The following is a 21,582-nucleotide window of genomic DNA, read 5'->3' on the forward strand; positions in this document are numbered from 1 at the left end:
CCTGTAACCGGTGGCATTGCTGTGCGTCATCGCGCGCAGCGTCCGGTTGCACGCCTGCAGCGCGGCGAAAAAGCAGGTACACTGAGCGCCACTGTTATCAGCTGTGGAAGAAGACACATGGATATTCATGACAAAGCGCGCGTCCAGTGGGCATGCCGTCGCGGCATGCTGGAGCTGGATGTCTCGATCATGCCGTTCTTTAAATATGAGTATGATTCGCTGAGCGACAGCGACAAGCAGGTGTTTGTCGCGCTGCTGAAGAGCGACGATCCGGACCTGTTTAACTGGATGATGAACCACGGCGAACCGGCCGATCCCGAGTTCAAACGCATGGTGAAACTGATTCAGCAGCGCAACCGTGAACGCGGGCCGGTGGCAATGTAATCTGCACGCGTCACGCAGCGCGCGGGTGCTGAATGTGACGCTGTTCGTGCTATGTGGCGCGCTGTTGCTGAGCTGCCACTGGCCGGCGGGCTGGGCCTGGGTTCAGGTCGTGGTAGTCATCCTGCTGACCCTGCAGTGCTGGCGTAACGCGCGTCGCCTGCAGCAGCGCTGCGGAGCGCTCATGCTGGATGACAAGGGTGACTGGTACTGGCGCGGTGAGCGCTGGCAGGCGCAACGGCAGCCAGACTGGCTACCGTGGGGCGTGTTGCTGGTGCTGCGTAACCGTCGCGGGCAGCGCTGGCGGCTGTGGCTGCTGCACGACAGCATGCCGCCCGACGCGTGGCGCGCGTTACGCGCCCGCTGTTTTTTGCTGGATGGCGCGACGCCGCATTAAAGCAGCGCGGCGGTTTCGGTCAGAATCTGTTCGCACCACTGCTCGACGCGCGCTTCGCTCAGCTCAAACTGATTAACGTCGTCGAGCGCCAGACCGACAAACTGCTGACCATCGGCGGTCAGCGGTTTTTTACTGGTGAACTGGTAGCCTTCGAGCGGCCAGTAACCGACAAACTGCACGCCCATCGGCAGCAGCAGTTCGTGCAGCATACCCAGCGCATCAAGGAACCATTCGCTGTACTCGACCTGGTCGCCCATGCCGTACAGCGCTACAATTTTGCCCTGCAGGTTGAGCGCCGGCAGCTGTTGCCACACCGCTTCCCAGTCCTCCTGCAGTTCGCCGAAATCCCAGGTCGGAATACCGAGAATCAGTAAATCGTACTGCTCCATCAGCGACGGATCGTCATCTTTCAGGTTATGCAGTGTGACTAATTCTTCACCGATAAAGTCGCGGATTTTCTCCGCCGTCATCTCGGTGTAACAGGTACTGGAACCGTAAAACAGACCGATATTCATGCAATTAATGCTCTGACTGAAACTCACTCTGGCGCAATTGTACCAGAAGCAGGCCAGTTTCAGGCATAATGAGCACGATTTCACACGGCGAGGGGCAACAGTGCAGGACAGCGATCTGATAGAACAGTTTCTCGACGCGCTCTGGATTGAGCGCAACCTGGCGCAGAACACGCTGGCGTCCTATCGTCAGGATTTGCAGACGCTCACTGCCTGGCTGCACCACCATGAGCGCACGCTGCTGACGCTGGAAGCCGCTGATTTACAGCAGTTTCTGGCTGAGCGGATTGAGGGCGGTTACAAAGCCACCAGCTCAGCGCGTACCCTGAGCGCGATGCGCCGTCTGTTTCAGTATCTGTACCGCGAAAAGCTGCGCAGTGACGATCCCAGCGCGCTGTTATCAGCGCCGAAATTGCCGCAGCGCCTGCCAAAAGACCTGTCAGAAAATCAGGTCGAGCGCCTGTTACAGGCTCCAGCGACGGACATACCGCTTGAACTGCGTGACAAAGCGATGCTGGAGCTGTTGTACGCTACCGGGCTGCGCGTCTCTGAGCTGGTCGGTCTGACGTTGAGTGATGTCAGCCTGCGTCAGGGCGTGGTGCGCGTCATCGGTAAAGGCAATAAAGAGCGGCTGGTGCCATTAGGTGAAGAAGCCATTTACTGGCTGGAGCACTATATGGAACACGGGCGGCCGTGGCTGCTGAACGGGCAGACCATTGATGTGCTGTTCCCCAGCAACCGCGCGCAGCAGATGACACGCCAGACCTTCTGGCATCGCATCAAACACTATGCCACCCTTGCCGGCATCGACAGCGAAAAGCTGTCACCGCACGTGCTGCGCCACGCATTTGCCACACATTTACTGAACCATGGTGCCGATTTACGCGTCGTACAGATGTTGCTGGGGCACAGCGACCTGTCGACCACCCAGATTTACACGCACGTGGCGACTGAGCGCCTGCGTCAGTTACATCAACAGCATCATCCGCGCGCCTGAGCAGCGGCAACAAGGATTTGAGATGAAAAAAACTATTACGACGCTGGCTCTGCTGGTCAGCGCCTTTTCTGCGCTGGCCTATGCCGATGACAGCGCGATTCAGCAATCACTGAAAAAACTGGGTATGCAGCAGGCGGAAATCCAGCCGTCGCCGCTACCGGGTATCAAAACGGTGATGACCGAAAGCGGCGTGCTGTACGTCACCGAAGACGGCAAACACATGATTCAGGGCCCGCTGTACGATGTCAGCGGCGCGCAGCCGGTGAATGTCACCAATCAGCTGCTGGAGAAAAAAGTCGCCGCGCTGGCACCGGAAATGATTGTCTACAAAGCGCCGAAAGAGCAGCACGTGATCACCGTATTTACCGACATCACCTGCGGCTACTGCCGCAAGCTGCACGAGCAGATGGCTGACTACAACGCGCTGGGCATCACCGTGCGCTATCTGGCGTTCCCGCGTGAAGGCCTGCACGGCCAGGTGGAGAAAGCCATGACCGCCATCTGGTGCAGCGCCGATCGCAACAAGGCGTTTGATGCCGCAATGAAAGGCGACGCACCGCAAATGGATGCGCCGGCGAGCTGCAAAATCAATCTCGACCAGCACTACAAGCTGGGCATTCTGTTTGGTATTCAGGGCACGCCCGCCATCCTCACCGACAGCGGCATGATGATTCCTGGCTACCAGGGACCGCAGGAGCTGAAGCAGGTGCTGGACGGCCAGAAGCGTGGTGGTTAAGACACAGTGATGCACTCTGTAGAATTACGTCGGCGTGAAGCCCAGGCCGACGCGCAGTTACCCGATGATTTACCGCCGCTGCTGCGTCGTCTCTACCTGCAACGCGGTGTCAAAGACGCCGCCGAACTGGAACGCGGCGCGAAATTCCTGCTGCCGTGGCAAAGCCTTGGCGGCATTGAGCGCGCTGTGACGCTGCTGCACCAGATGCTGCAGCAGCAACGCCGCATCGTGGTGGTAGGTGATTTCGATGCCGATGGTGCCACCAGCACTGCGCTCACCGTGCTGGCGCTGCGCAGCATGGGCGGCAACGTCGATTATCTGGTGCCGAACCGCTTTGAGGACGGCTATGGCCTGAGCCCGGAAGTGGTGGAGCAGGCGCGCGCGCGCGGCGCGGAGCTGATCCTCACCGTGGATAACGGTATTTCGTCGCACGCGGGCGTCGACACCGCGCACCAGCACGGTATTCCGGTACTGATCACCGATCACCACCTGCCGGGCGAAACGCTGCCGGCGGCAGAGGCCATCGTTAACCCTAACCTGAGCGACAGCGCATTCCCGTCGCGTTCGCTGGCAGGCGTGGGCGTGGCGTTTTATCTGATGCTGGCGCTGCGTGCCCATCTGCGTCAGCTGAGCTGGTTCAGCGACGGACGCAGTGAACCCAATCTGGCCGAACTGCTGGATCTGGTGGCGCTCGGTACCGTGGCCGACGTGGTGCCGCTGGATGCCAACAACCGCATTCTGGTGTGGCAGGGGCTGAGCCGCATCCGCGCCGGCAAATGCCGTGCCGGCATCCGCGCGCTGCTGGAGATTGCTAACCGCGATGCGCGTCAGCTGGCGGCCAGCGACCTCGGTTTTGCCGTCGGGCCACGCCTCAATGCTGCCGGCCGGCTGGACGATATGTCGGTTGGCGTTGCGCTGCTGCTGACAGAAGATATTGCCCAGGCGCGCATGCTGGCCAGCGAACTTGATGCGCTTAATCAGACGCGCAAAGAGATTGAGCAGGGCATGAAGAGCGAGGCGCTGGCGCTGTGCGATGAGCTGGAGCGCCAGCATCGCGATCTGCCGCTCGGGCTGGCGTTTTATCACCCGGAGTGGCATCAGGGCGTAGTTGGCATTCTCGCGTCACGCCTGAAAGAGCGCTTCCACCGCCCGGTCATCGCCTTCGCGCCCGCCGGTGACGGCACGCTGAAGGGCTCTGGCCGTTCGATTGCCGGGCTGCACCTGCGCGACGCGCTGGAACGCATCGACACGCTCTATCCTGGCCTGATCATCAAATTTGGCGGGCACGCCATGGCGGCGGGGCTGTCGCTGGAAGAGGCGAAGTACGATGAGTTCCGCCAGCGCTTTGCCGCGCTGATCGACGAATGGCTGGAAGGCGAGGCGCTGCAGGGCGTGATGTGGTCCGATGGCGAACTGCATGCGCAGGAGTTTACCCTGCACACCGCGGAAATGCTGCGGGAAGCCGGCCCCTGGGGCCAGGCGTTTCCGGAGCCGGTGTTCGACGGTCAGTTTAAGCTGTTGCAGCAGCGTCTGGTGGGCGAGCGTCACCTTAAGGTGATGGTCGAGCCGCTGGGCGGCGGCCCGTTACTGGATGGTATCGCTTTTAACGTCGACACCAGCCTGTGGCCAGACAGCAGCGTGCGTCAGGTGCAGCTGGCCTACAAGCTGGATATCAACGAATACCGCGGCAATCGCTCGGTACAGCTGATCATCGACCATATCTGGCCGCAGTCGTAACCTTTAGAACGTGACGTCGACACCGCCGCGCAGCACCTTCTCATCGCCGCTATCGGCCACGTGGCGGTCGGCACGCAGAAACAGCCGCGCGCGTGCCGACTGCACCAGATCAACCCGCACACCAAACCACTGCGAGCGGCGATCGAGCTGCATACCCGGGATGGTAAAGCTCTGCTGACCGCTGCCGAAGCCGCTCCAGCGCGCGCTGACGTCCATCGACGGATTGCTGAACGCGTACTGGTATTCGCCGTACAGGCTCAGCATGCTCCACCAGCCCGCCGACCAGTCCTGGCGCGCGCTGAGATTCAGGCCACCGTAACCGACGCTGCGGCGATAGCTGTCGCCGTCGCCCTGCAGACCAAACGCGCTGCCGCTGTCGCTGAAGCTGCCGGTTTGCAGGCCGGTTTCACGCCAGCCGAGATAGGGCTCAATGCGATAATCCTCCTGTAGCGTCCAGCGATAGCCGCTCTGTAACGCTGCCTGCCAGCTGTCAGTGCGGGCGGAAGAGGAGACCGGTGCAGCTTCATCCAGCAGCACCAGGCGCTGCAGTTTGTCGCGTCCATGCTGATAGCTGAGATTGCCCTGCCAGTACCAGGCTGGCGTCACCGCATAGCGCCCATACAGCATTACGCCCTGCAGGCTGTTCTGGCTGTTGCCGCCGGTGTCGTCATAGGTGGCATCAAGCTGAGTGTGCGTCCAGGCGATGCCGAGGCGCAGGCCGGGCAGGCCAAAATCGCTGTCGGCACCCAGCGCGGTCAGGGTATTGCGATAGCGGTTGCCGAGATAGCCATCCTGATCGAGCGAACCGCGCAGCTGACCGCTCTCCAGCCAGAAGCCGAAGCGCCCCTGTTCGCTGGCATCATCGATGCGGTTGTTGAGCAGGCGCGTCTGATAATCAAGCGCGTTGGACAGCACCGCATTGCCGGAGGCATGCGCCTGGCCGGACAGGGAGTTGATCGCCGCCTGTGCGCTGCGGGTGTCCGCCAGCGTCTGGAAGGCGCCTGCGGCCGCCAGCGCTGACTGCTGCGCACTGCTCAGCGTCGCCTTACCCTGCCAGCGGTCCGCCAGCTCAAACGCCTGCTCCAGGTTGCGGCTGGTTTGCTGCGCGCTGGTGCTATCGATTCCCATCGCCTGTGCCGCCGCGGCGGTGTTTTTACGCGTTAGCTGGCCGGTAACGCTGTGGGCGTCATAGCTGACGGAACCGTCGAGAAATACGCCGGTATTGACCTGGCTAAACTGACCGCTCACGCCGCCGCCGCTGGTCAGCAACGTTTCCTGCTGTTTCACCACGTAGCTGGCGGAGGGCGGCGCCAGGTTTAGCGTGCCGTCAAGCGCCGCGTTGCCGGTCACGCGCAGCGGATTGTTCAGCGTGACGTTGAGCGTACCGTCGGCGCTCTGCTGATAATTGCCCGCTACCTGCAGGCCGCCGTTAACCGATCCCTGGTTGACCAGATTGCCGCCGATGCGTCCGCTGCCACCCAGTTTGCCGCTGCCGTTTACCAGCGCATTGCCGGCAATCGTACCGTCAATCAGCAGGCTATTGGCGGAGACCTGCGTCAGGCCCTGATAGCTGTTGTTGCCGGTCAGCTGCAGCGTACCGCCGCGTTCGCTGCCGTCCAGCACCAGCCCGCGATCGCCGCTGATGTCATTGCTGAACACATACTGGCCGCCGTCGAGGCGCGCACTGAAGTCCTCTGCCCAGAATTGTCCCGGCCCGTTTAAGGCTTTGGCGGCGTTAAGATCGCCCCAGCCGAACGTCTCATTGTATGGCCGCCCGTTGGCGCTGTCGGCGACGTTATCGTGCGCATCACTGCGGTAGGTGGCGGTGGTCAGCAGGGTTTGCTGCAGGTTATGGCCGCTCATCCACGGGAAACGCTGCAGCAGCTGCGAGGCCGCAGCCGTCACGCGCGGTGCGGCAAACGAGGTGCCGTAGCTGCGCGCCTGCACCCAGCTGCCGTCGGAGTTTTGATACAGGTAATCGGTATAGCCCGGCGCGGTCAGGCACCACGCGGCGGCCGCGCCGCAGGCGTCAAACGGTCCGGTGCCGGCTGCGCGGCCTGGCAGGTCATAACCGGTATGACTCAGGATACCGGTCACCGCCAGCAGATTACGTGCCAGCTGCGGGTCGTTATACATCAGCGGTGTCAGCACGTCCGGTGCCGGCGTGGCGCCGCTGTTGTTGCCGGTGATCATCACCGCCAGCCCATCTGCCGCAGCCACCGCGTTGAGCCCCTGATACAGTGACTGATAGCGCTGGCGCGCATCGGTTAGCGCCTGCTGGCTGGTGAGGCGCTCCTGCGAACCGTAGGACATATTGAAGATGCGTACGCCCTGTGCCACTAAGCCCTGCACGGCGCGCGCAGTATTGTCGTAGCTGAAAATATTATTTTGTGACGCCTGCGCCACATACAGCGCGCTGTCAGGCGACAGCCCCAGCAGCGTCATCGCCACCAGCGTGCCGTGCCCGTTGATCCCCATGTTGTCATTCAGCGCGGTGTTGCTGTTGACATAACTGGAGAAATTCACGTTGGCGTAATTAATTTCGCTGCGGCCCGGGGCCAGACCAGAGTCAATGATGCCTACTTTATTGCTGGCGGCCGTGGCCGGCACCGCAGGTTCAACGACCGGCGTGACCGGGGTCAGGGTGCTGCCTCCGCCGCTACTACCGCCGCCGCCACCACCGCCACCACAGGCGCTGAGCAGAAACGGGATGAGGAGCGCCAGCAGGCGCGGTGAGGGTCGAAAAGTAACAACAGGATAATGCATGGCAACTCCTCATGCCTCTCAGGGCATGTTGTCGCCCGTTCACGTTAACGGGCCTGAATGCAGTCTTTCCCTGTCACGAATACTCCTGAGCAACGTGGCTGACAGACAGAACGCAATAGATGAAGCACGAACCCCTAGGATTCCGCCAGGGTGCAGAAAGGATAAGGTGCGCACTGGCCGGTTGATGGCCAGGACAGCGCAGCATTGCGCAGGCTAATCGCGCTATATCACGCTTCGAACCAGACATTTCTGATGGTGGAGTTTTAACGATTTTGTTTGAGAAATCATGGTGTTTAATGACGCCAGCTGGCGTTTATTGCCGTGATTATGTAGGAAAATTCTGAAGGCGCACCGCGTAGGTGGCGAGTGACAGCGGGATTTCTGGCAACCACGCTACCTGCCGGTTTCCAGAACTGACGCAATTATTTTCTGCCGGTTCATACGCGGTATAGCCATTGATGTGCAAAGCTACAAACCAGGCGCGCTTTCGGGTAAACTAGCGCGTTACTTTTATCTCCTCTCACCGAATCGTCAAAAAAGACTGAAAAGCCATGTTTGAAATTAATCCGGTCAAAAATCGTATCCAGGACCTCAGCGAGCGCAGCAGCGTTCTTAGGGGGTATCTTTGACTACGATGCCAAGAAAGAACGCCTCGAAGAAGTAAACGCCGAGCTGGAACAGCCGGACGTCTGGAACGAACCTGAACGCGCGCAGGCGCTGGGCAAAGAGCGCGCCTCGCTGGAAGCGGTAGTTGAAACGCTCGACCAGATGCAGCAGGGGCTGGAAGACGTGCAGGGTCTGCTGGAGCTGGCGGTTGAAGCCGACGACGAAGAGACTTTTAACGAAGCTGTAGTCGAGCTGGACGCGCTGGACGTGAAGCTGGGTGAACTGGAGTTCCGCCGCATGTTCTCCGGCGAATACGACAGCGCCGACTGCTACATGGATATTCAGGCCGGCTCTGGCGGCACCGAAGCGCAGGACTGGGCCAGCATGCTGCTGCGCATGTATCTGCGCTGGGCGGAAGCCAAAGGCTTCAAAACCGAGATCATCGAAGAGTCCGAAGGCGAAGTGGCCGGTACCAAATCAGCCACCATCAAAATCATCGGTGATTACGCTTACGGCTGGCTGCGTACCGAAACCGGCGTTCATCGTCTGGTGCGTAAGAGCCCGTTCGACTCCGGCGGTCGTCGTCACACCTCCTTCAGTTCGGTATTTATTTACCCGGAAGTGGATGACAACATCGACATCGAAATCAACCCGGCCGACCTGCGTATCGACGTCTATCGCGCCTCGGGTGCTGGTGGTCAGCACGTTAACAAAACCGAGTCAGCGGTGCGTATTACCCACCTGCCGACCAACATTGTGGTGCAGTGCCAGAACGACCGCTCGCAGCATAAGAACAAAGATCAGGCCTTCAAACAGCTGCGTGCCAAGCTGTATGAATACGAAATGCAGAAGAAGAATGCCGACAAGCAGGCGGCGGAAGAGAACAAGTCGGACATCGGCTGGGGCAGCCAGATCCGTTCATACGTTCTTGACGATTCGCGCATCAAGGATCTGCGTACCAGCGTAGAAACGCGTAACACCCAGGCCGTACTGGATGGCGATCTTGACCGTTTTATTGAAGCAAGTTTAAAAGCAGGGCTATAAGGAACCGACATGTCTGAACAACAACCGCAGAGCGCTGATGCCGCCCTTGAGTTAAACAACGAACTGAAAGCGCGTCGCGAAAAACTCAGCGCGCTGCGTGAAAAGGGCGTGGCGTTTCCTAACGATTTCCGCCGTGACACCACCTCCGATCGTCTGCATGCCGACTATGACAGCAAAGAGAACGACGAGCTGGAAGCGCTCGGCGTTGAGGTGAGCGTAGCCGGTCGTATGATGACCCGCCGCATCATGGGTAAGGCGTCGTTCGCCACCCTGCAGGATGTAGGCGGTCAGATCCAGATCTACGTTTCCCGTGACGATCTGCCGGAAGGCGTCTACAACGAGCAGTTCAAAAAATGGGATCTCGGCGATATCCTCGGCGCGCGCGGTAAGCTGTTCAAAACCAAAACCGGCGAGCTGTCGATCCACATCTCTGAGCTGCGCCTGCTGACCAAAGCGCTGCGTCCGCTGCCGGACAAATTCCACGGCCTCGCCGATCAGGAAACCCGTTACCGTCAGCGTTACCTTGACCTGATCTCCAACGACGATTCGCGTAAGACCTTCAAAATTCGCTCACAAATCATGGCCGGCATTCGTCAGTTCATGGTTAACCGCGACTTTATGGAAGTAGAAACGCCGATGATGCAGGTGATTCCTGGCGGCGCATCCGCGCGTCCGTTCATCACTCATCACAACGCGCTCGACATCGACATGTACCTGCGTATTGCGCCGGAGCTGTATCTGAAGCGTCTGGTGGTTGGCGGTTTCGATCGCGTGTTTGAGATCAACCGTAACTTCCGTAATGAAGGGATTTCGCCGCGCCACAATCCAGAGTTCACCATGATGGAACTCTATATGGCGTATGCGGATTACAAAGATCTGATCGAACTGACCGAGAGTCTGTTCCGTACCCTGGCGCAGGACGTGCTGGGCACGACGGAAGTGCCTTACGGTGAGCACACCTTCGATTTCGGCAAGCCGTTTGAGAAGCTCACCATGCGTGAAGCGATCAAGAAATACCGTCCGGAAACGGACCTCGCCGATCTGGATGACTTTGACAAAGCCGTGGCGATTGCCAACGCGCTGCACATCAAAGTGGAGAAGAGCTGGGGTCTGGGCCGCGTGGTGACCGAGATCTTCGAAGAGACGGCCGAAGCGCACCTGATCCAGCCAACCTTCGTTACCGAATATCCGGCAGAAGTGTCACCGCTGGCGCGTCGTAATGACGAGAACCCGGAAATCACCGACCGCTTTGAGTTCTTCATCGGCGGCCGTGAAATCGGTAACGGCTTCTCCGAGCTGAACGATGCGGAAGATCAGGCCGAGCGTTTCCTGCAGCAGGTTAACGCGAAGGACGCCGGTGATGACGAAGCGATGTTCTACGACGAAGACTACGTCACCGCGCTGGAGCACGGTCTGCCACCGACTGCGGGTCTGGGCATCGGTATCGATCGTCTGGTCATGCTGTTCACCAACAGCCACACCATTCGTGACGTGATCCTGTTCCCGGCTCTGCGCCCGACCGGTAAGTAATCAGGTTGCCTTCACCCTCACCCTAACCCTCTCCCATGGGGAGAGGGGACTTGCCTGTACCCCGGTGGGAGAGGGCCGCTGTGGTTTTCTCCCTCTCCCTGTGGCAGAGGGCCGCTGTGGTTTTCTCCCTCCCCCTGTGGCAGAGGACCGCTGTGGTATTCTCCCTCTCCCCGTGGGAGAGGGCCGGGGTGAGGGCATCAGCGCGCACCCAACCTAAGACTTCACCACCCCATCCAGCCACGCCTGGAACCGCGCATAAGGCACATACAGCGCCACATCTTTAAACAACGTTTTGCCGCTCTTATTATCATCAATCCGACTGCTATAGCCGACAATCACCCCGGCCAGCGTGTCGTCGCTGGCGTTATACACCGCGCCGCCGGACATGCCTTTCACCACGCCGGCATTGGCCGCCACCACTACGCAGCTGGCCTTATTCCAGTCATTGCTCAGCGTCGTATTGATCAGATTTTTGCCGCTTGATGCCACCGGCAGCGCGGAGATAAAGCTATACCCATACAGATTTACGTTGTCGCCGATATGGCTGTTGCGGAACTGCGGGGGCAGGTTGGCTTCTTTATTCGCATGATAAACCACGGCGATATCGCACTCCGGATGCCAGGCCTTCACCCGATACAGCGAATATTTGGCCACGTGTGCCGCCGTCAGGCTATATTCGCGCGTCAGGGGGATAGTGGTGCCCAGCGCACCCATGCCGAGCACGGTGGGGATGCCGGTGACGGTCATATCGACGCGCCTGGCCGCTTCTGAGCTGTATTCATAGTGCCCGACCGAGCAGCCGCTTAAGCCGCCGATCGCCAGCGCGATGATCCATCGCATAACTCTGTCCCCCTGTTGTGTTGACGCCGCATTACCGGGCAATCCATTGGGGTATCGGCAATGTGCGACCATCCTTTACTGCCTGATTTAACGCCAGAAAGCGCCGTCGCTGTGACAGCGATCACAACCTGTTATCAAGCGTAGTCTGTTATCGCCGTCCTGTCTCAGTGATGCATAAGCGACACTTTTTAGCGCCGGGATTATTGCCGCGCAGGCAAAATAGCCTTGCTGCCGCCTGGGTGGTTGAGAGTCAGAGGCTGTGCTTTAATAGCAGACTGTGACGCAGTTCAAAATAATCATCCCCCGCGCTGACGGAGGGATACGCGTCTGTCTTAACCGTACGGCGTTCGTCGTGCGGCCCGCCTGCAAAATTATTTTGGGAGAGTGTGTTATGCCTGTTGCATTACTGGCGCTGGCGCTGAGTGCGTTCGCCATCGGCACCACGGAGTTCGTCATCATGGGGTTACTGCCGGAAGTGGCGGGTGACCTGCAGGTGTCGATTCCTTCTGCGGGCTGGCTGATCAGCGGCTATGCGCTGGGCGTGGCTATCGGCGCGCCAATCATGGCGTTGCTGACCGCGAAACTGCCGCGTAAACGTACCCTGATTCTGCTGATGATCATCTTCATCATCGGCAACGTACTCTGTGCGCTGGCTTATACCTATAACCTGCTGATGCTGGCGCGCGTTATTACCGCGTTGTGTCACGGTGCGTTCTTCGGCATCGGTTCAGTGGTGGCGGCCAGCCTGGTGGCGCCGAGCCGTCAGGCATCGGCGGTGGCGCTGATGTTTACCGGTCTGACGCTGGCCAACGTACTGGGCGTGCCGCTCGGCACCTGGTTTGGTCAGCTGTTTGGCTGGCGCGCCACCTTCTGGGGCGTGGCGATTATCGGCATCCTCGCGTTCATCGCGCTGATTGTCAGCCTGCCGACTAACAAAGATGAAAAACCGGTGCACCTGGCGAGCGAAATCAGCGCGCTGGCCAACGGCAAACTGTGGCTGTCGCTGCTGATGACGGTGTGTTTTGCCGCCGCGATGTTTGCGCTGTTCAGCTACATTGCGCCGCTGCTGCTGCAGGTGACCGGCATCAGCGATCGCGGTGTCAGCTGGACGCTGTTCCTGATTGGCGCTGGCCTGACGGTGGGTAACATTGTTGGCGGGAAACTGGCGGACTGGAAAGTGTCGTTCAGCCTGATCCTCAGCTTTTCGCTGATCGCCGTGTTCTCGCTGCTGTTCAGCTGGACCAGCCATGCGCTGTGGCTGGCAGAGGTAACCCTGTTCCTGTGGGCGATGGCGACCTTCGCCACCGTGCCGGGCCTGCAAATCAACGTGGTGCGCCACGGTAAAGATGCGCCAAATCTGGTGTCGACGCTCAACATCTCGGCCTTTAACGTCGGTAACGCACTCGGTGCGTGGGTGGGCGGCGCTGTGATCGACAAAGGCTATGGCCTGACGGCGGTGCCGGTCGCGGCGGCAGCGCTGGCGGCAGCGGGATTAGTGGTTTGTCTGCTGACCTTCCGCAAATCGGGCGGTCAGCGCGAGACGGTGCGCGCTTAAGCCAGACGCTGGGCGATGCGCTGCGGAAAGGTGGCCACCTGCTGCTGCAGGTGGTCGCAGAAGTGATCGACCAGCGCCGATGCCGGCCGATGCTGTGGCCGCACCAGGCTCACCGTGAACGGCACGGCAATACTGAAGCGGCGCATCACCACGCCGCTGTCGGCGTAATCCAGCGCCGTCAGCGGATTAACAATCGAAATACCCACCCCGGCGCGCACCATCGCGCACACCGACGCGGCGCTGTGCGTCTCCAGCACCAGCCGCCGTTCCACCTGCTGCTCATGGAACAGCGCATCCAGCAACTGACGATAGCTATCGCTGCGCGACAGGCTGACATAGTTTTCACCGTGAAAATCCTGCGGCGTCAGCACCGCCCGCTGACACAGCGGATGCTGCGGTGGCAGCACGCACACTTCATCACAGGTCAGCAGTGCCAGGCGTTCAGTCCCGGCGGGTGCATGCTGGGTTTCGGTCAGACCGAGATCGTAGCGCTGCGCCGACAGCCACTCCTCCAGCAGCGGCGACTCCTGCGGAATAATATTCAGGCTCACCTGTGGATAGCGCTGTAAAAACGGCTGCAGCAATGGCGGCAACAGCGACTGGGAAAAGACCGGCAGGCAGGCGATGGACAGCTCGCCCTGGCGGAAATTGCGCAGCCCTTCGGCGGCATCCATGATGCGATCCAGACCGTACCACGAGCGCTGCACCTCTTCGTACAGCCGCAGCCCCTGCACGGTGGGCTGCAGGCGGCCGCGCACCCGCTCAAACAGCTGTAAGCCCAGCTGCTGCTCCAGCCGCGCCAGCTCGCGGCTCACCGTTGGCTGCGAGGTGTGCAGCAGCGTGGCGGCCTGGGTCAGATTGCCGCTGGTCATCACCGCGTGAAAGATTTCGATATGCCGCCAGTTAATTTTTGCCATCGTCGCCTCCGTGTCATCCATATCATATTTGCATAGCTGACGCTTAAACAGATATTTTTCTGCATCACTGTGCTGTGGCTAAATGACAGCAACGACTCAGGAGAATGCTCATGCCACGTCCACTTAACGATTCCCAGACGGCGCTTAACGCCACAAATCTGCTGCCGCTGGCGCAGCGCTACAGCGGCCCGTTCTGGGCTTACGATGCCGAAATCATTCAGCAGCGTATTGCACAGCTCAGCGCGTTTGACGTGGTGCGCTTTGCGCAAAAGGCCTGCTCGAATATTCATATTCTGCGCCTGATGCGCGCTGCCGGCGTCAAGGTCGATTCGGTCTCGCTCGGCGAGATCGAACGTGCGCTGGCCGCCGGTTTTCAGCCGGGCGGCGAGGATATTGTGTTCACCGCCGATGTGCTGGACTCGCCGACGCTGGCGCGCATCGCCGAGCTGAAGGTGCCGGTGAATGCCGGCTCCGTGGATATGCTGCATCAGCTCGGCGCGGTTTCGCCGGGTCACAGCGTCTGGCTGCGCATTAATCCGGGCTTTGGCCACGGTCACAGCCAGAAAACCAATACCGGCGGCGAAAACAGTAAGCACGGCATCTGGCACAGCGATCTGCCGCTGGCGCTGGCGGCGATTCAGCAACACGGCCTGCAGCTGATAGGTTTACATATGCACATCGGTTCCGGCGTCGATTATGGCCATCTGCAGCAGGTGTGCGACGCGATGGTCGATCAGGTAGTGGCCTTTGGCCAGGACCTGCAGGCCATTTCGGCGGGCGGTGGGCTGTCGATTCCTTATCGCTTTGGTGAGGAGGCGATTGATACGCAGCACTATTACGGCCTGTGGAACGGCGCGCGCGAGCGTATCGCGGCGCACCTCGGCCATGCGGTGAAGCTGGAGATCGAGCCGGGCCGCTTCCTGGTGGCGGAGTCGGGCGTGCTGGTGTCGCAGGTGCGGGCGGTGAAGCAGATGGGCAGCCGTCACTTTGTGCTGGTGGATGCCGGTTTCAGCGATCTGATGCGTCCGTCGATGTACGGCAGCTATCACCATATTTCGCTGCTGCCTGCCGATGGCAGCGCGCCGGGTGAGGCGCATGTGGAGAGCGTGGTGGCCGGGCCGCTGTGTGAGTCGGGAGATGTGTTTACCCAGCTGGAAGGGGGCAAAGTGGAAACCCGCGCGCTGCCAGCGGCACAGGTCGGCGATTATCTGGTGTTCCATGATACCGGCGCTTACGGCGCATCAATGTCCTCCAACTACAACAGCCGTCCGCTGATCCCGGAAGTGCTGTTTGAGCAGGGCGTGCCGCGTGAGATTCGCCGTGCGCAGACCATTCAGGAACTGCTGGCGCTGGAGCTGAACTGATGCGCATCGTGCCGCTCAGCAGCGTGCCGCATCACGCCAGCCAGATCACCGACTGGCTATGGCAGGCGTTTGGTGACGGCACCTCGCGCGCGTTTTACGACAGCATTGTTCGCAGTAGCCTGAACGGTGCCGCGTTTCCGGTGACCTTTGTCGCGCTGGACGACGATGACGTGCCGCACGGCACGGTAGGGTTCTGGCGCTGTGATTTGATTAGCCGTCAGGATCTCTATCCGTGGGTTGCCGCGCTGTATGTGGATGAAGCGGCGCGCGGGCAGGGGCTGAGCGCCGCCCTGCAGCAGCACGTGCTGGATTATGCCCGCCAGCGCGGCTATGCAACGGTGTGGCTGTGGTCGACGTTTGGCGGCTACTACGAGCGATTCGGCTGGCAGTATCAGTGTGATGCGCTGGAGTTTCCTGAGGTGCAGGTGAAGGTGTATTCGCAGGATTTATAGTGGGTTGGGTGCGCACTGGCCCTCACCCCAACCCTCTCCCGCAAGCGGGCGAGGGGGCTGACCGCGCTCTCCTTGCCGCAAGGGCTGACCGCGCGCTCTGGAACGTTCTTCTCCCGTCAGGGCTGACCGCGCTCTGGAACGTTCCCTCTCCCTCAGGGAGAGGGTTAGGGTGAGGGAAAGCCCGCACCCGTTTAACCCGGTCCACCCACCGAATGCCGCCTGACCAGCGTCGGGCTAAACATATTGGTCACCTCCGGCAGCGCGGTGCCGTTGGCGAGCGCCAGCGCCAGCTGCGCGGCCTGCTGCGCCATGGTCACAATCGGATAGCGCACCGTGGTCAGGCGCGGACGCACGTAGCGCGACACGAGCACATCATCAAAGCCAATCAGCGACATCTCTTCCGGCACGCGAATGCCGTTATCGCTCAGCACCGCCAGCGCACCGGCGGCCATCGAATCGTTGTAGCACGCCACCGCGCTCACCTGCTTGCCGCGTCCGAGCAGTTCCGTCATTGCCTGCTCGCCACCGACCTCATCCGGTTCTCCCCACGCCACCAGCCGGTCGTTGCACGGCAGACCGTGCTCCTTCAGCGCATCGTAGTAGCCCTGCAGCCGATCTTCGGCGTCAGAGATGGTGTGCGTCGAGCAGATAAAGGCGATCTGCGTATGACCCTGCTGAATCAGGTGGCGCGTGGCCAGCCAGGCGCCGTAGCGGTCATCCAGCGCAATGCAGCGCGACTCAAACCCCTGCAGCAGCCGGTTCAGCAGCACCATGCCCGGCACCTGCTTCATCAGCAGCTCTAAATCGTCATCGGGAATTTTCTTAGCGTGCACCACCAGCGCGGCACAGCGATGGCGCATCAGCTGTTCAATCGCCTGACGCTCTTTCTGCTCATTATGGTAACCGTTACCAATCAGCAGAAAGTTGCCGGTTTGCCCGGCGACTTCATCGACGGCTTTCACCATCGCGCCAAAAAACGGGTCTGACACATCGCCTACCACCAGCCCGAGCGTTTCGGTGGATTGCTGCGCCAGCGCGCGGGCATTGGCGTTCGGATGATACTGCAGCTGTTCCATGGCCTGAGTAACGGCGAGGCGCGAACTCTCGCTGGCTTTGGGCGAATTATTGATGACGCGGGACACGGTCGCGACCGACACCCCCGCCATGCGGGCAACATCCTTAATAGTAGCCATGCAATGGTCGACATCCGGGAAAACGTTTACACATGCTCTCAGTGTTACGGAAAAGCCCGGCAGCCGCAACCCGCCAGAATGTCAGCGCTGTCGCAAAAGTGCGGAAAATCAGACGCTCACGGCGAGGCTTTAGCCCGGTAACGGCACCGTGCTATGCTGCCAGCCTGAATCACACCTGCCTGCCGGACCCATAACCATGAAAACACGTGTGCCGCACCTTGCGCACTGGGGCGCGTTTACCGCCGTCACCGAAAATCAGCGCCTGATTGCCTGCGAACCTTTCTTCGCCGATGCCGATCCTTCCCCGATGATCCACACTATCCCTGAACTGGTGTACTCGGATAAACGCATCCGTCAGCCGATGGTGCGCCGTTCGTGGCTGAAGTCGCGTGAAAACAGCGATCGCACGCTGCGCGGCCGGGAAGATTTTGTCGCCGTGGACTGGGACACCGCGCTCGATCTGGTGGCGGAAGAGAACCGCCGGGTGCGCGACCGCTACGGTGCTTCCGGCATTTTCAACGGTTCGTACGGCTGGTCATCAGCCGGTCGCGTTAACCACGCGCGCACCCTGATTCGTCGCTTCTATTTCCAGGGCGGCGGTGGCGTTGATCAGCAGGGTAACTACAGCTGGGGCGCGGCACAGTTCTTTCTGCCGTACGTGATTGGCACTTATATGCCGCTCACCGGCCGCGTCACCGACTGGCCGCAGGTGGTGGAACATGCAGAAATTTTCGTCGCCTTTGGCGGCCTGGCGCTGAAAAATGCGCAGGTGGCCTCCGGCGGCGCCGGCGAGCACAGCCTGAAACCGGCGCTGCAACAGCTGAGCGCCAAAGGTACGCCGATTATTAATATCAGCCCGATGCGCGATGACTGCCCGGCGTTCGTTAACGCCGAGTGGATTCCGATTCGCCCGAACACCGACGTGGCGCTGATGCTGGCACTCGGCTATGAAATTACCCGCCGCAACGCGATCGATGAGGCTTTCCTCGCCAGCCACTGCACCGGCTGGCCGCAGCTGCGTGCCTATCTGCTGGGCGAAAGCGACGGCGTGGCAAAAACGCCCGCGTGGGCCAGTGCGATAACCGGCATCCCGGCGGCGCGTATCGCGCTGCTGGCGCAGCAGCTGGCGGGCAAACGCAGCTTCATCACCTGTGCTTATGCGGTGCAGCGCGCCCATCGCGGCGAGCAGCCGTACTGGATGATGATTGCGCTCTCGTCGATGCTGGGCCAGCCGGGACTGCCGGGCGGCGGCTTCTCTTTTGGTCATGGCTCAATGAACAGCGTCGGCAATCCGCGCCAGGAAGGCCCGGCGCCGCTGATGAGCACCGGCCCGAATCCGGCGAATCTGTCGATCCCGGTGGCGCGCATCAGCGACATGCTGCTCAATCCCGGCCAGCCGTATGCGTTTCAGGGCGAGACGCTGCATTATCCCGACATTCACCTGGTGCACTGGGCAGGCGGCAATCCGTTCCACCATCATCAGCAGCTCAACCGGCTGGTCGAGGGCTGGCAGCGTCCGGATACGGTCATCGTGCAGGATATCGTCTGGACGCCCGCGGCGCAGATGGCGGACATCGTGCTGCCGGCCACCACCACGCTGGAGCGCAACGACATTGGCGGCTCCTCGCGTGACCGCTTCGTACTGGCGATGCACCAGGCAATTAAACCGCAGCATCAGGCGCGCAACGACTTTGATATCTTTGCTGACTTGGCCGATCGCCTTGGCTACCGCGAGCGCTTTACCGAAGGACGCAACGAGATGCAGTGGATTGAGCATCTTTACCAGCAGTGCGCGCAGGCGCATGCGCAGCTGGACATCGCGTTCCCGGAGTTCGAGGCATTCTGGCAGCGCGGTTTTGTTGAGATTCCGCAGGGCGGCAAGCCGTACGTGTTTATGGATGATTTCCGCGCCGATCCGCAGGCGCATCCGATTCACACCGCCAGCGGCAAAATTGAGCTGTTTTGCCAGACCATCGCCGATTACCAGCTGGCGGATTTCGCCGGGCATCCGGAGTGGCGTGCGCCGCAGGAGTGGCTTGGCGCAGCGCTCAGCGCGCAGTTCCCGCTGCACATGATTTCGGTGCAGCCTGCGGATCGCCTGCACAGCCAGCTGGATGCCACCGCCACGGTGCAGGCCGGCAAAACCGCCGGTCACGAAACGCTGTATATGCACATTGACGATGCCGCCGCGCGCGGTATCAGCGACGGCGATGAGATTGAAGTGAGCAATGCGCGTGGCCGTATGCTGGCTGGCGTTCGCCTGACGGACGGCCTGACGCCCGGCGTGGTGATCATCGCCACCGGTGCCTGGTTCGATCCCGGTTTTGGCAAAGCGTGGCAGCCGTGGGACCGCGCCGGCAACCCTAACGTGCTGACGCTCGACATCGGAACTTCGTCGTTAACTCAGGGACCAAACGCCATGAGCTGCCTGGTGGAAATCAAAAAACACGCCAGTTGCACAATCGGCTAACAATCTCACCGCTGGTTACATTTTGCCGGCAACTGTTGCGTTTGAGTGATAGTTTCTGCGCTGAGCAACTTGCTACAGTCAGGGTCCCAGAGGTATTGATGGGTGAACATCAACAGTTTTCTTGATTACACCGACCTGCGCAGATGCGCAGGTTTTTTTTGCCTGCGATCTGCCGGTGTGAAGCGTCCCGTCGCGATGACCTCAATCGGGCATAAACGAACTGATACATTGTTTTCCTGTCAACTCGCTTTACCTTTCTTTATAACTGCAGCTAACCCCCTTTGGATTCATCTTTTATCGCAGCGGATCGCCATGCCCCCGATTAAAAAATTTCTGGGAAAAGACCAGATTAAAGCCCCGTTTAACCCGTTTCGTTTTCGTCTGATTTGTCTGGGCGTATTAGGCTGCATGGGCCTGCTGCTGGCGCGCGTCGGCGATTTGCAGCTGATCAATCATCCGATGCTGGAGCACGAGGCCGACCAGCGCTCGCTGCGGACCGTGACGCTGCCGACCAACCGCGGCACGCTGCTCGACCGCGACGGCCAGGCGCTGGCGCTCAGCGTGCCATCGCGCGATATCATCGCCGATCCGCTGCGCGTGCTGGAGGCCAATCCCGATTTCACCAGCGCCAAATGGAGCTATCTGGCGGCGGCGCTGAATCTGCGACCGGACGAGTTGCGCGCGCAGATCACCGCCAATCCGAAAAAGCGCTTCCTCTATCTCGGGCGCAAAATCGAGCTGGGCATTGCCAAAGATATTGCTGAGCTGCATCTGAAAGGCATCAGTTCGGTGTATGACGACAGCCGTTTTTATCCGATGAGTGAAGCCGCGGCGCCGCTGATTGGCATCGTCGGGGCGGACAATAACGGGCTTAACGGGCTGGAGAAGGGCTTTGACCGGGTACTGCAGGGCGAGCCGGGTAAAGAGGTGTATCGCCAGGATGGGGACGGCAACATTATTGCGATGATCGATTACGAGCCGCCGAAGCAGCCGCCGACGGTGCAGCTCAGCATCGATAAGTTTGACCAGTTTACGCTGTACAGCAAGCTGCGCGACGGCGTGCTGCTCAACAAGGCCGATTCAGGCGCGGCGGTGCTGGTGAAGATCGACACCGGCGAGATCCTCGCTATGGCATCTTATCCGTCGTTCAACCCCAACAATTATGACAACGCCACGCCAGCGCAAATGCGCAATACCGCCATCAACGACAGCTACGAGCCCGGTTCGACGGTGAAGCCGCTGGTGGTGATGGAGGGGCTGCAGCGCCATCTGGTGCGCCCCGATTCGGTGATCGACACCACGCCCTACAGCGTCAACGGCCACCTGATCCGCGATGTCGGCCACTGGCCGCGCCTGACCATGACCGGCATTTTGCAGAAATCCAGCGACATCGGCGTCTCGCACATCGCGCTGGCAATGCCGGCGGAAGCGCTGGTGAACACCTACCAGGCGTTTGGTCTCGGCAAGCCGACCGGGCTGGGGCTGACCGGTGAGAGCGTGGGTTACTTCCCGCTGCATCGCCAGCGCTGGGCGGACATCGAGCGCGCCACCTTCTCGTTCGGTTACGGTCTGCGCGTAACGCCGCTGCAGATTGCGCGTGAGTACGCCACGCTCGGTTCGTATGGCGTCTATCGCCCGCTGTCGATCACCAAAGTGACGCCACCGGTACTGGGCAGGCAGGTGGCGGATCCGCAGATCGTGCAAACCGTGGTGCACATGCTGGAGAGTGACGTGCTGCCGGGCGGTACCGGGGTGAAAGCAGCGGTTCCGGGCTACCGGCTGGCGACCAAAACCGGTACCGCAGAGAAGATGGGCAGCAGCGGCAAATATGACGGCGGCTATGTCAACTACACCGCCGGCATCGCGCCGGCCAGCCATCCGGAAGTGGCGCTGGTGGTGATGATTAACCATCCTACCGCTGGCGATCACTTTGGCGGCTCGGTGGCTGCGCCGGTATTTGGCAACATCATGGGGCCGGTGCTGAAACACATGAACGTGGCACCAGACGCGATTTACAGTAAACCGGCATCAGATAAATCTTAACGAAATCAGGATGTAAACGCGCAGTCGAGCTTTTCACACCTC

17 protein-coding genes are annotated in these 21,582 nt (G+C 60.5%); 12 read left to right on the forward strand and 5 right to left on the reverse strand.

The annotated features are described in order from the left end of the window. Positions 1 to 117: 117 nt before the first annotated feature. Together sdhE and AC6I79_RS04150 are read left to right on the forward strand one after the other, a co-directional pair. On the forward strand, positions 118 to 384 hold the full coding sequence (sdhE, locus tag AC6I79_RS04145; RefSeq protein WP_010616925.1) for an FAD assembly factor SdhE: 267 nt from the start codon (positions 118 to 120) through the stop codon (positions 382 to 384). After that, the gene (locus AC6I79_RS04150; protein ID WP_211725016.1) at positions 359 to 778 is read left to right on the forward strand and encodes a protein YgfX; all 420 of its coding nucleotides are present in this window, start codon (positions 359 to 361) and stop codon (positions 776 to 778) included. The genes sdhE and AC6I79_RS04150 overlap by 26 nt, the downstream gene beginning before the upstream one ends. Here AC6I79_RS04150 and fldB read toward each other — a convergent pair. Next, positions 775 to 1,293, reverse strand: a complete 519-nt coding sequence (fldB, locus tag AC6I79_RS04155; protein WP_088517213.1) for a flavodoxin FldB — start codon at positions 1,291 to 1,293, stop codon at positions 775 to 777. The genes AC6I79_RS04150 and fldB overlap by 4 nt on opposite strands. Positions 1,294 to 1,393: 100 nt before the next feature. Between fldB and xerD the strand changes: the two genes are divergently transcribed. The 3 genes from xerD to recJ are packed head-to-tail and all read left to right on the forward strand — an operon-like array spanning position 1,394 to position 4,760. Continuing rightward, positions 1,394 to 2,287, forward strand: a complete 894-nt coding sequence (gene xerD, locus AC6I79_RS04160; protein ID WP_058757089.1) for a site-specific tyrosine recombinase XerD — start codon at positions 1,394 to 1,396, stop codon at positions 2,285 to 2,287. 22 nt (positions 2,288 to 2,309) lie between these two features. Further along, positions 2,310 to 3,023, forward strand: coding sequence for a bifunctional protein-disulfide isomerase/oxidoreductase DsbC (gene dsbC / locus AC6I79_RS04165; RefSeq protein ID WP_088517215.1), 714 nt, complete (start codon positions 2,310 to 2,312; stop codon positions 3,021 to 3,023). A 9-nt stretch (positions 3,024 to 3,032) separates the two neighbouring features. Next, a complete protein-coding gene (recJ, locus tag AC6I79_RS04170; protein WP_104188409.1) occupies positions 3,033 to 4,760 on the forward strand; it encodes a single-stranded-DNA-specific exonuclease RecJ in 1,728 nt (575 codons plus the stop codon). Between the two features lie 3 nt (positions 4,761 to 4,763). Here recJ and AC6I79_RS04175 read toward each other — a convergent pair whose 3' ends face one another. Then, complete coding sequence (locus AC6I79_RS04175) at positions 4,764 to 7,526, reverse strand: autotransporter domain-containing protein (RefSeq protein ID WP_498027583.1); 2,763 nt, start codon at positions 7,524 to 7,526, stop codon at positions 4,764 to 4,766. 551 nt (positions 7,527 to 8,077) lie between these two features. On the opposite strand from AC6I79_RS04175, the gene prfB reads away from it, so the two are divergent. Beyond that, positions 8,078 to 9,176, forward strand: a protein-coding gene (prfB, locus tag AC6I79_RS04180) for a peptide chain release factor 2 (protein ID WP_104093670.1) whose coding sequence is annotated in 2 segments (ribosomal slippage) — positions 8,078 to 8,152 and positions 8,154 to 9,176 — 1,098 coding nt in all. Because the reading frame shifts where the segments join, the coding sequence is not laid out codon by codon here. Positions 9,177 to 9,185: 9 nt separating this feature from the next. Beyond that, positions 9,186 to 10,706, forward strand: coding sequence for a lysine--tRNA ligase (gene lysS, locus AC6I79_RS04185; protein ID WP_159377860.1), 1,521 nt, complete (start codon positions 9,186 to 9,188; stop codon positions 10,704 to 10,706). Positions 10,707 to 10,919: 213 nt separating this feature from the next. Here the strand turns inward: lysS and AC6I79_RS04190 are convergent, their stop codons facing one another. Further along, complete coding sequence (locus AC6I79_RS04190) at positions 10,920 to 11,546, reverse strand: hypothetical protein (protein WP_021506683.1); 627 nt, start codon at positions 11,544 to 11,546, stop codon at positions 10,920 to 10,922. A 391-nt stretch (positions 11,547 to 11,937) separates the two neighbouring features. Between AC6I79_RS04190 and AC6I79_RS04195 the strand changes: the two genes are divergently transcribed. Further along, positions 11,938 to 13,101, forward strand: coding sequence for an MFS transporter (locus tag AC6I79_RS04195; RefSeq protein WP_058775879.1), 1,164 nt, complete (start codon positions 11,938 to 11,940; stop codon positions 13,099 to 13,101). Here AC6I79_RS04195 and AC6I79_RS04200 read toward each other — a convergent pair. Then, the gene (locus AC6I79_RS04200; protein WP_021506685.1) at positions 13,098 to 14,018 is read right to left on the reverse strand and encodes a LysR family transcriptional regulator; all 921 of its coding nucleotides are present in this window, start codon (positions 14,016 to 14,018) and stop codon (positions 13,098 to 13,100) included. The genes AC6I79_RS04195 and AC6I79_RS04200 overlap by 4 nt on opposite strands. 110 nt (positions 14,019 to 14,128) lie before the next feature. Here AC6I79_RS04200 and lysA point away from each other — a divergent pair, with 110 nt between their 5' ends. Together lysA and AC6I79_RS04210 are read left to right on the forward strand one after the other, a co-directional pair. Continuing rightward, positions 14,129 to 15,382 carry a diaminopimelate decarboxylase gene (gene lysA / locus AC6I79_RS04205; protein ID WP_125309798.1) on the forward strand — a complete coding sequence of 418 codons (1,254 nt, stop codon included), beginning with the start codon at positions 14,129 to 14,131 and terminating at the stop codon, positions 15,380 to 15,382. Next, entirely contained in the window at positions 15,382 to 15,834 is a 453-nt protein-coding gene (locus AC6I79_RS04210; protein WP_058757074.1) for a GNAT family N-acetyltransferase, read from the forward strand. The genes lysA and AC6I79_RS04210 overlap by 1 nt, the downstream gene beginning before the upstream one ends. Positions 15,835 to 16,025: 191 nt before the next feature. Here AC6I79_RS04210 and galR read toward each other — a convergent pair whose 3' ends face one another. Then, on the reverse strand, positions 16,026 to 17,027 hold the full coding sequence (gene galR, locus AC6I79_RS04215; RefSeq protein WP_031279486.1) for an HTH-type transcriptional regulator GalR: 1,002 nt from the start codon (positions 17,025 to 17,027) through the stop codon (positions 16,026 to 16,028). A 196-nt stretch (positions 17,028 to 17,223) separates the two neighbouring features. Here galR and AC6I79_RS04220 point away from each other — a divergent pair, with 196 nt between their 5' ends. After that, positions 17,224 to 19,497 (forward strand): molybdopterin-dependent oxidoreductase, encoded by a 2,274-nt coding sequence (locus AC6I79_RS04220; protein WP_211726621.1) that lies wholly within the window; start codon positions 17,224 to 17,226, stop codon positions 19,495 to 19,497. A 312-nt stretch (positions 19,498 to 19,809) separates the two neighbouring features. Beyond that, entirely contained in the window at positions 19,810 to 21,540 is a 1,731-nt protein-coding gene (locus tag AC6I79_RS04225) for a penicillin-binding transpeptidase domain-containing protein (protein ID WP_021506690.1), read from the forward strand. The last annotated feature ends 42 nt before the right edge of the window (positions 21,541 to 21,582 follow it).

The sequence above is a fragment of the gamma proteobacterium symbiont of Scutellera amethystina genome (assembly GCF_059730845.1).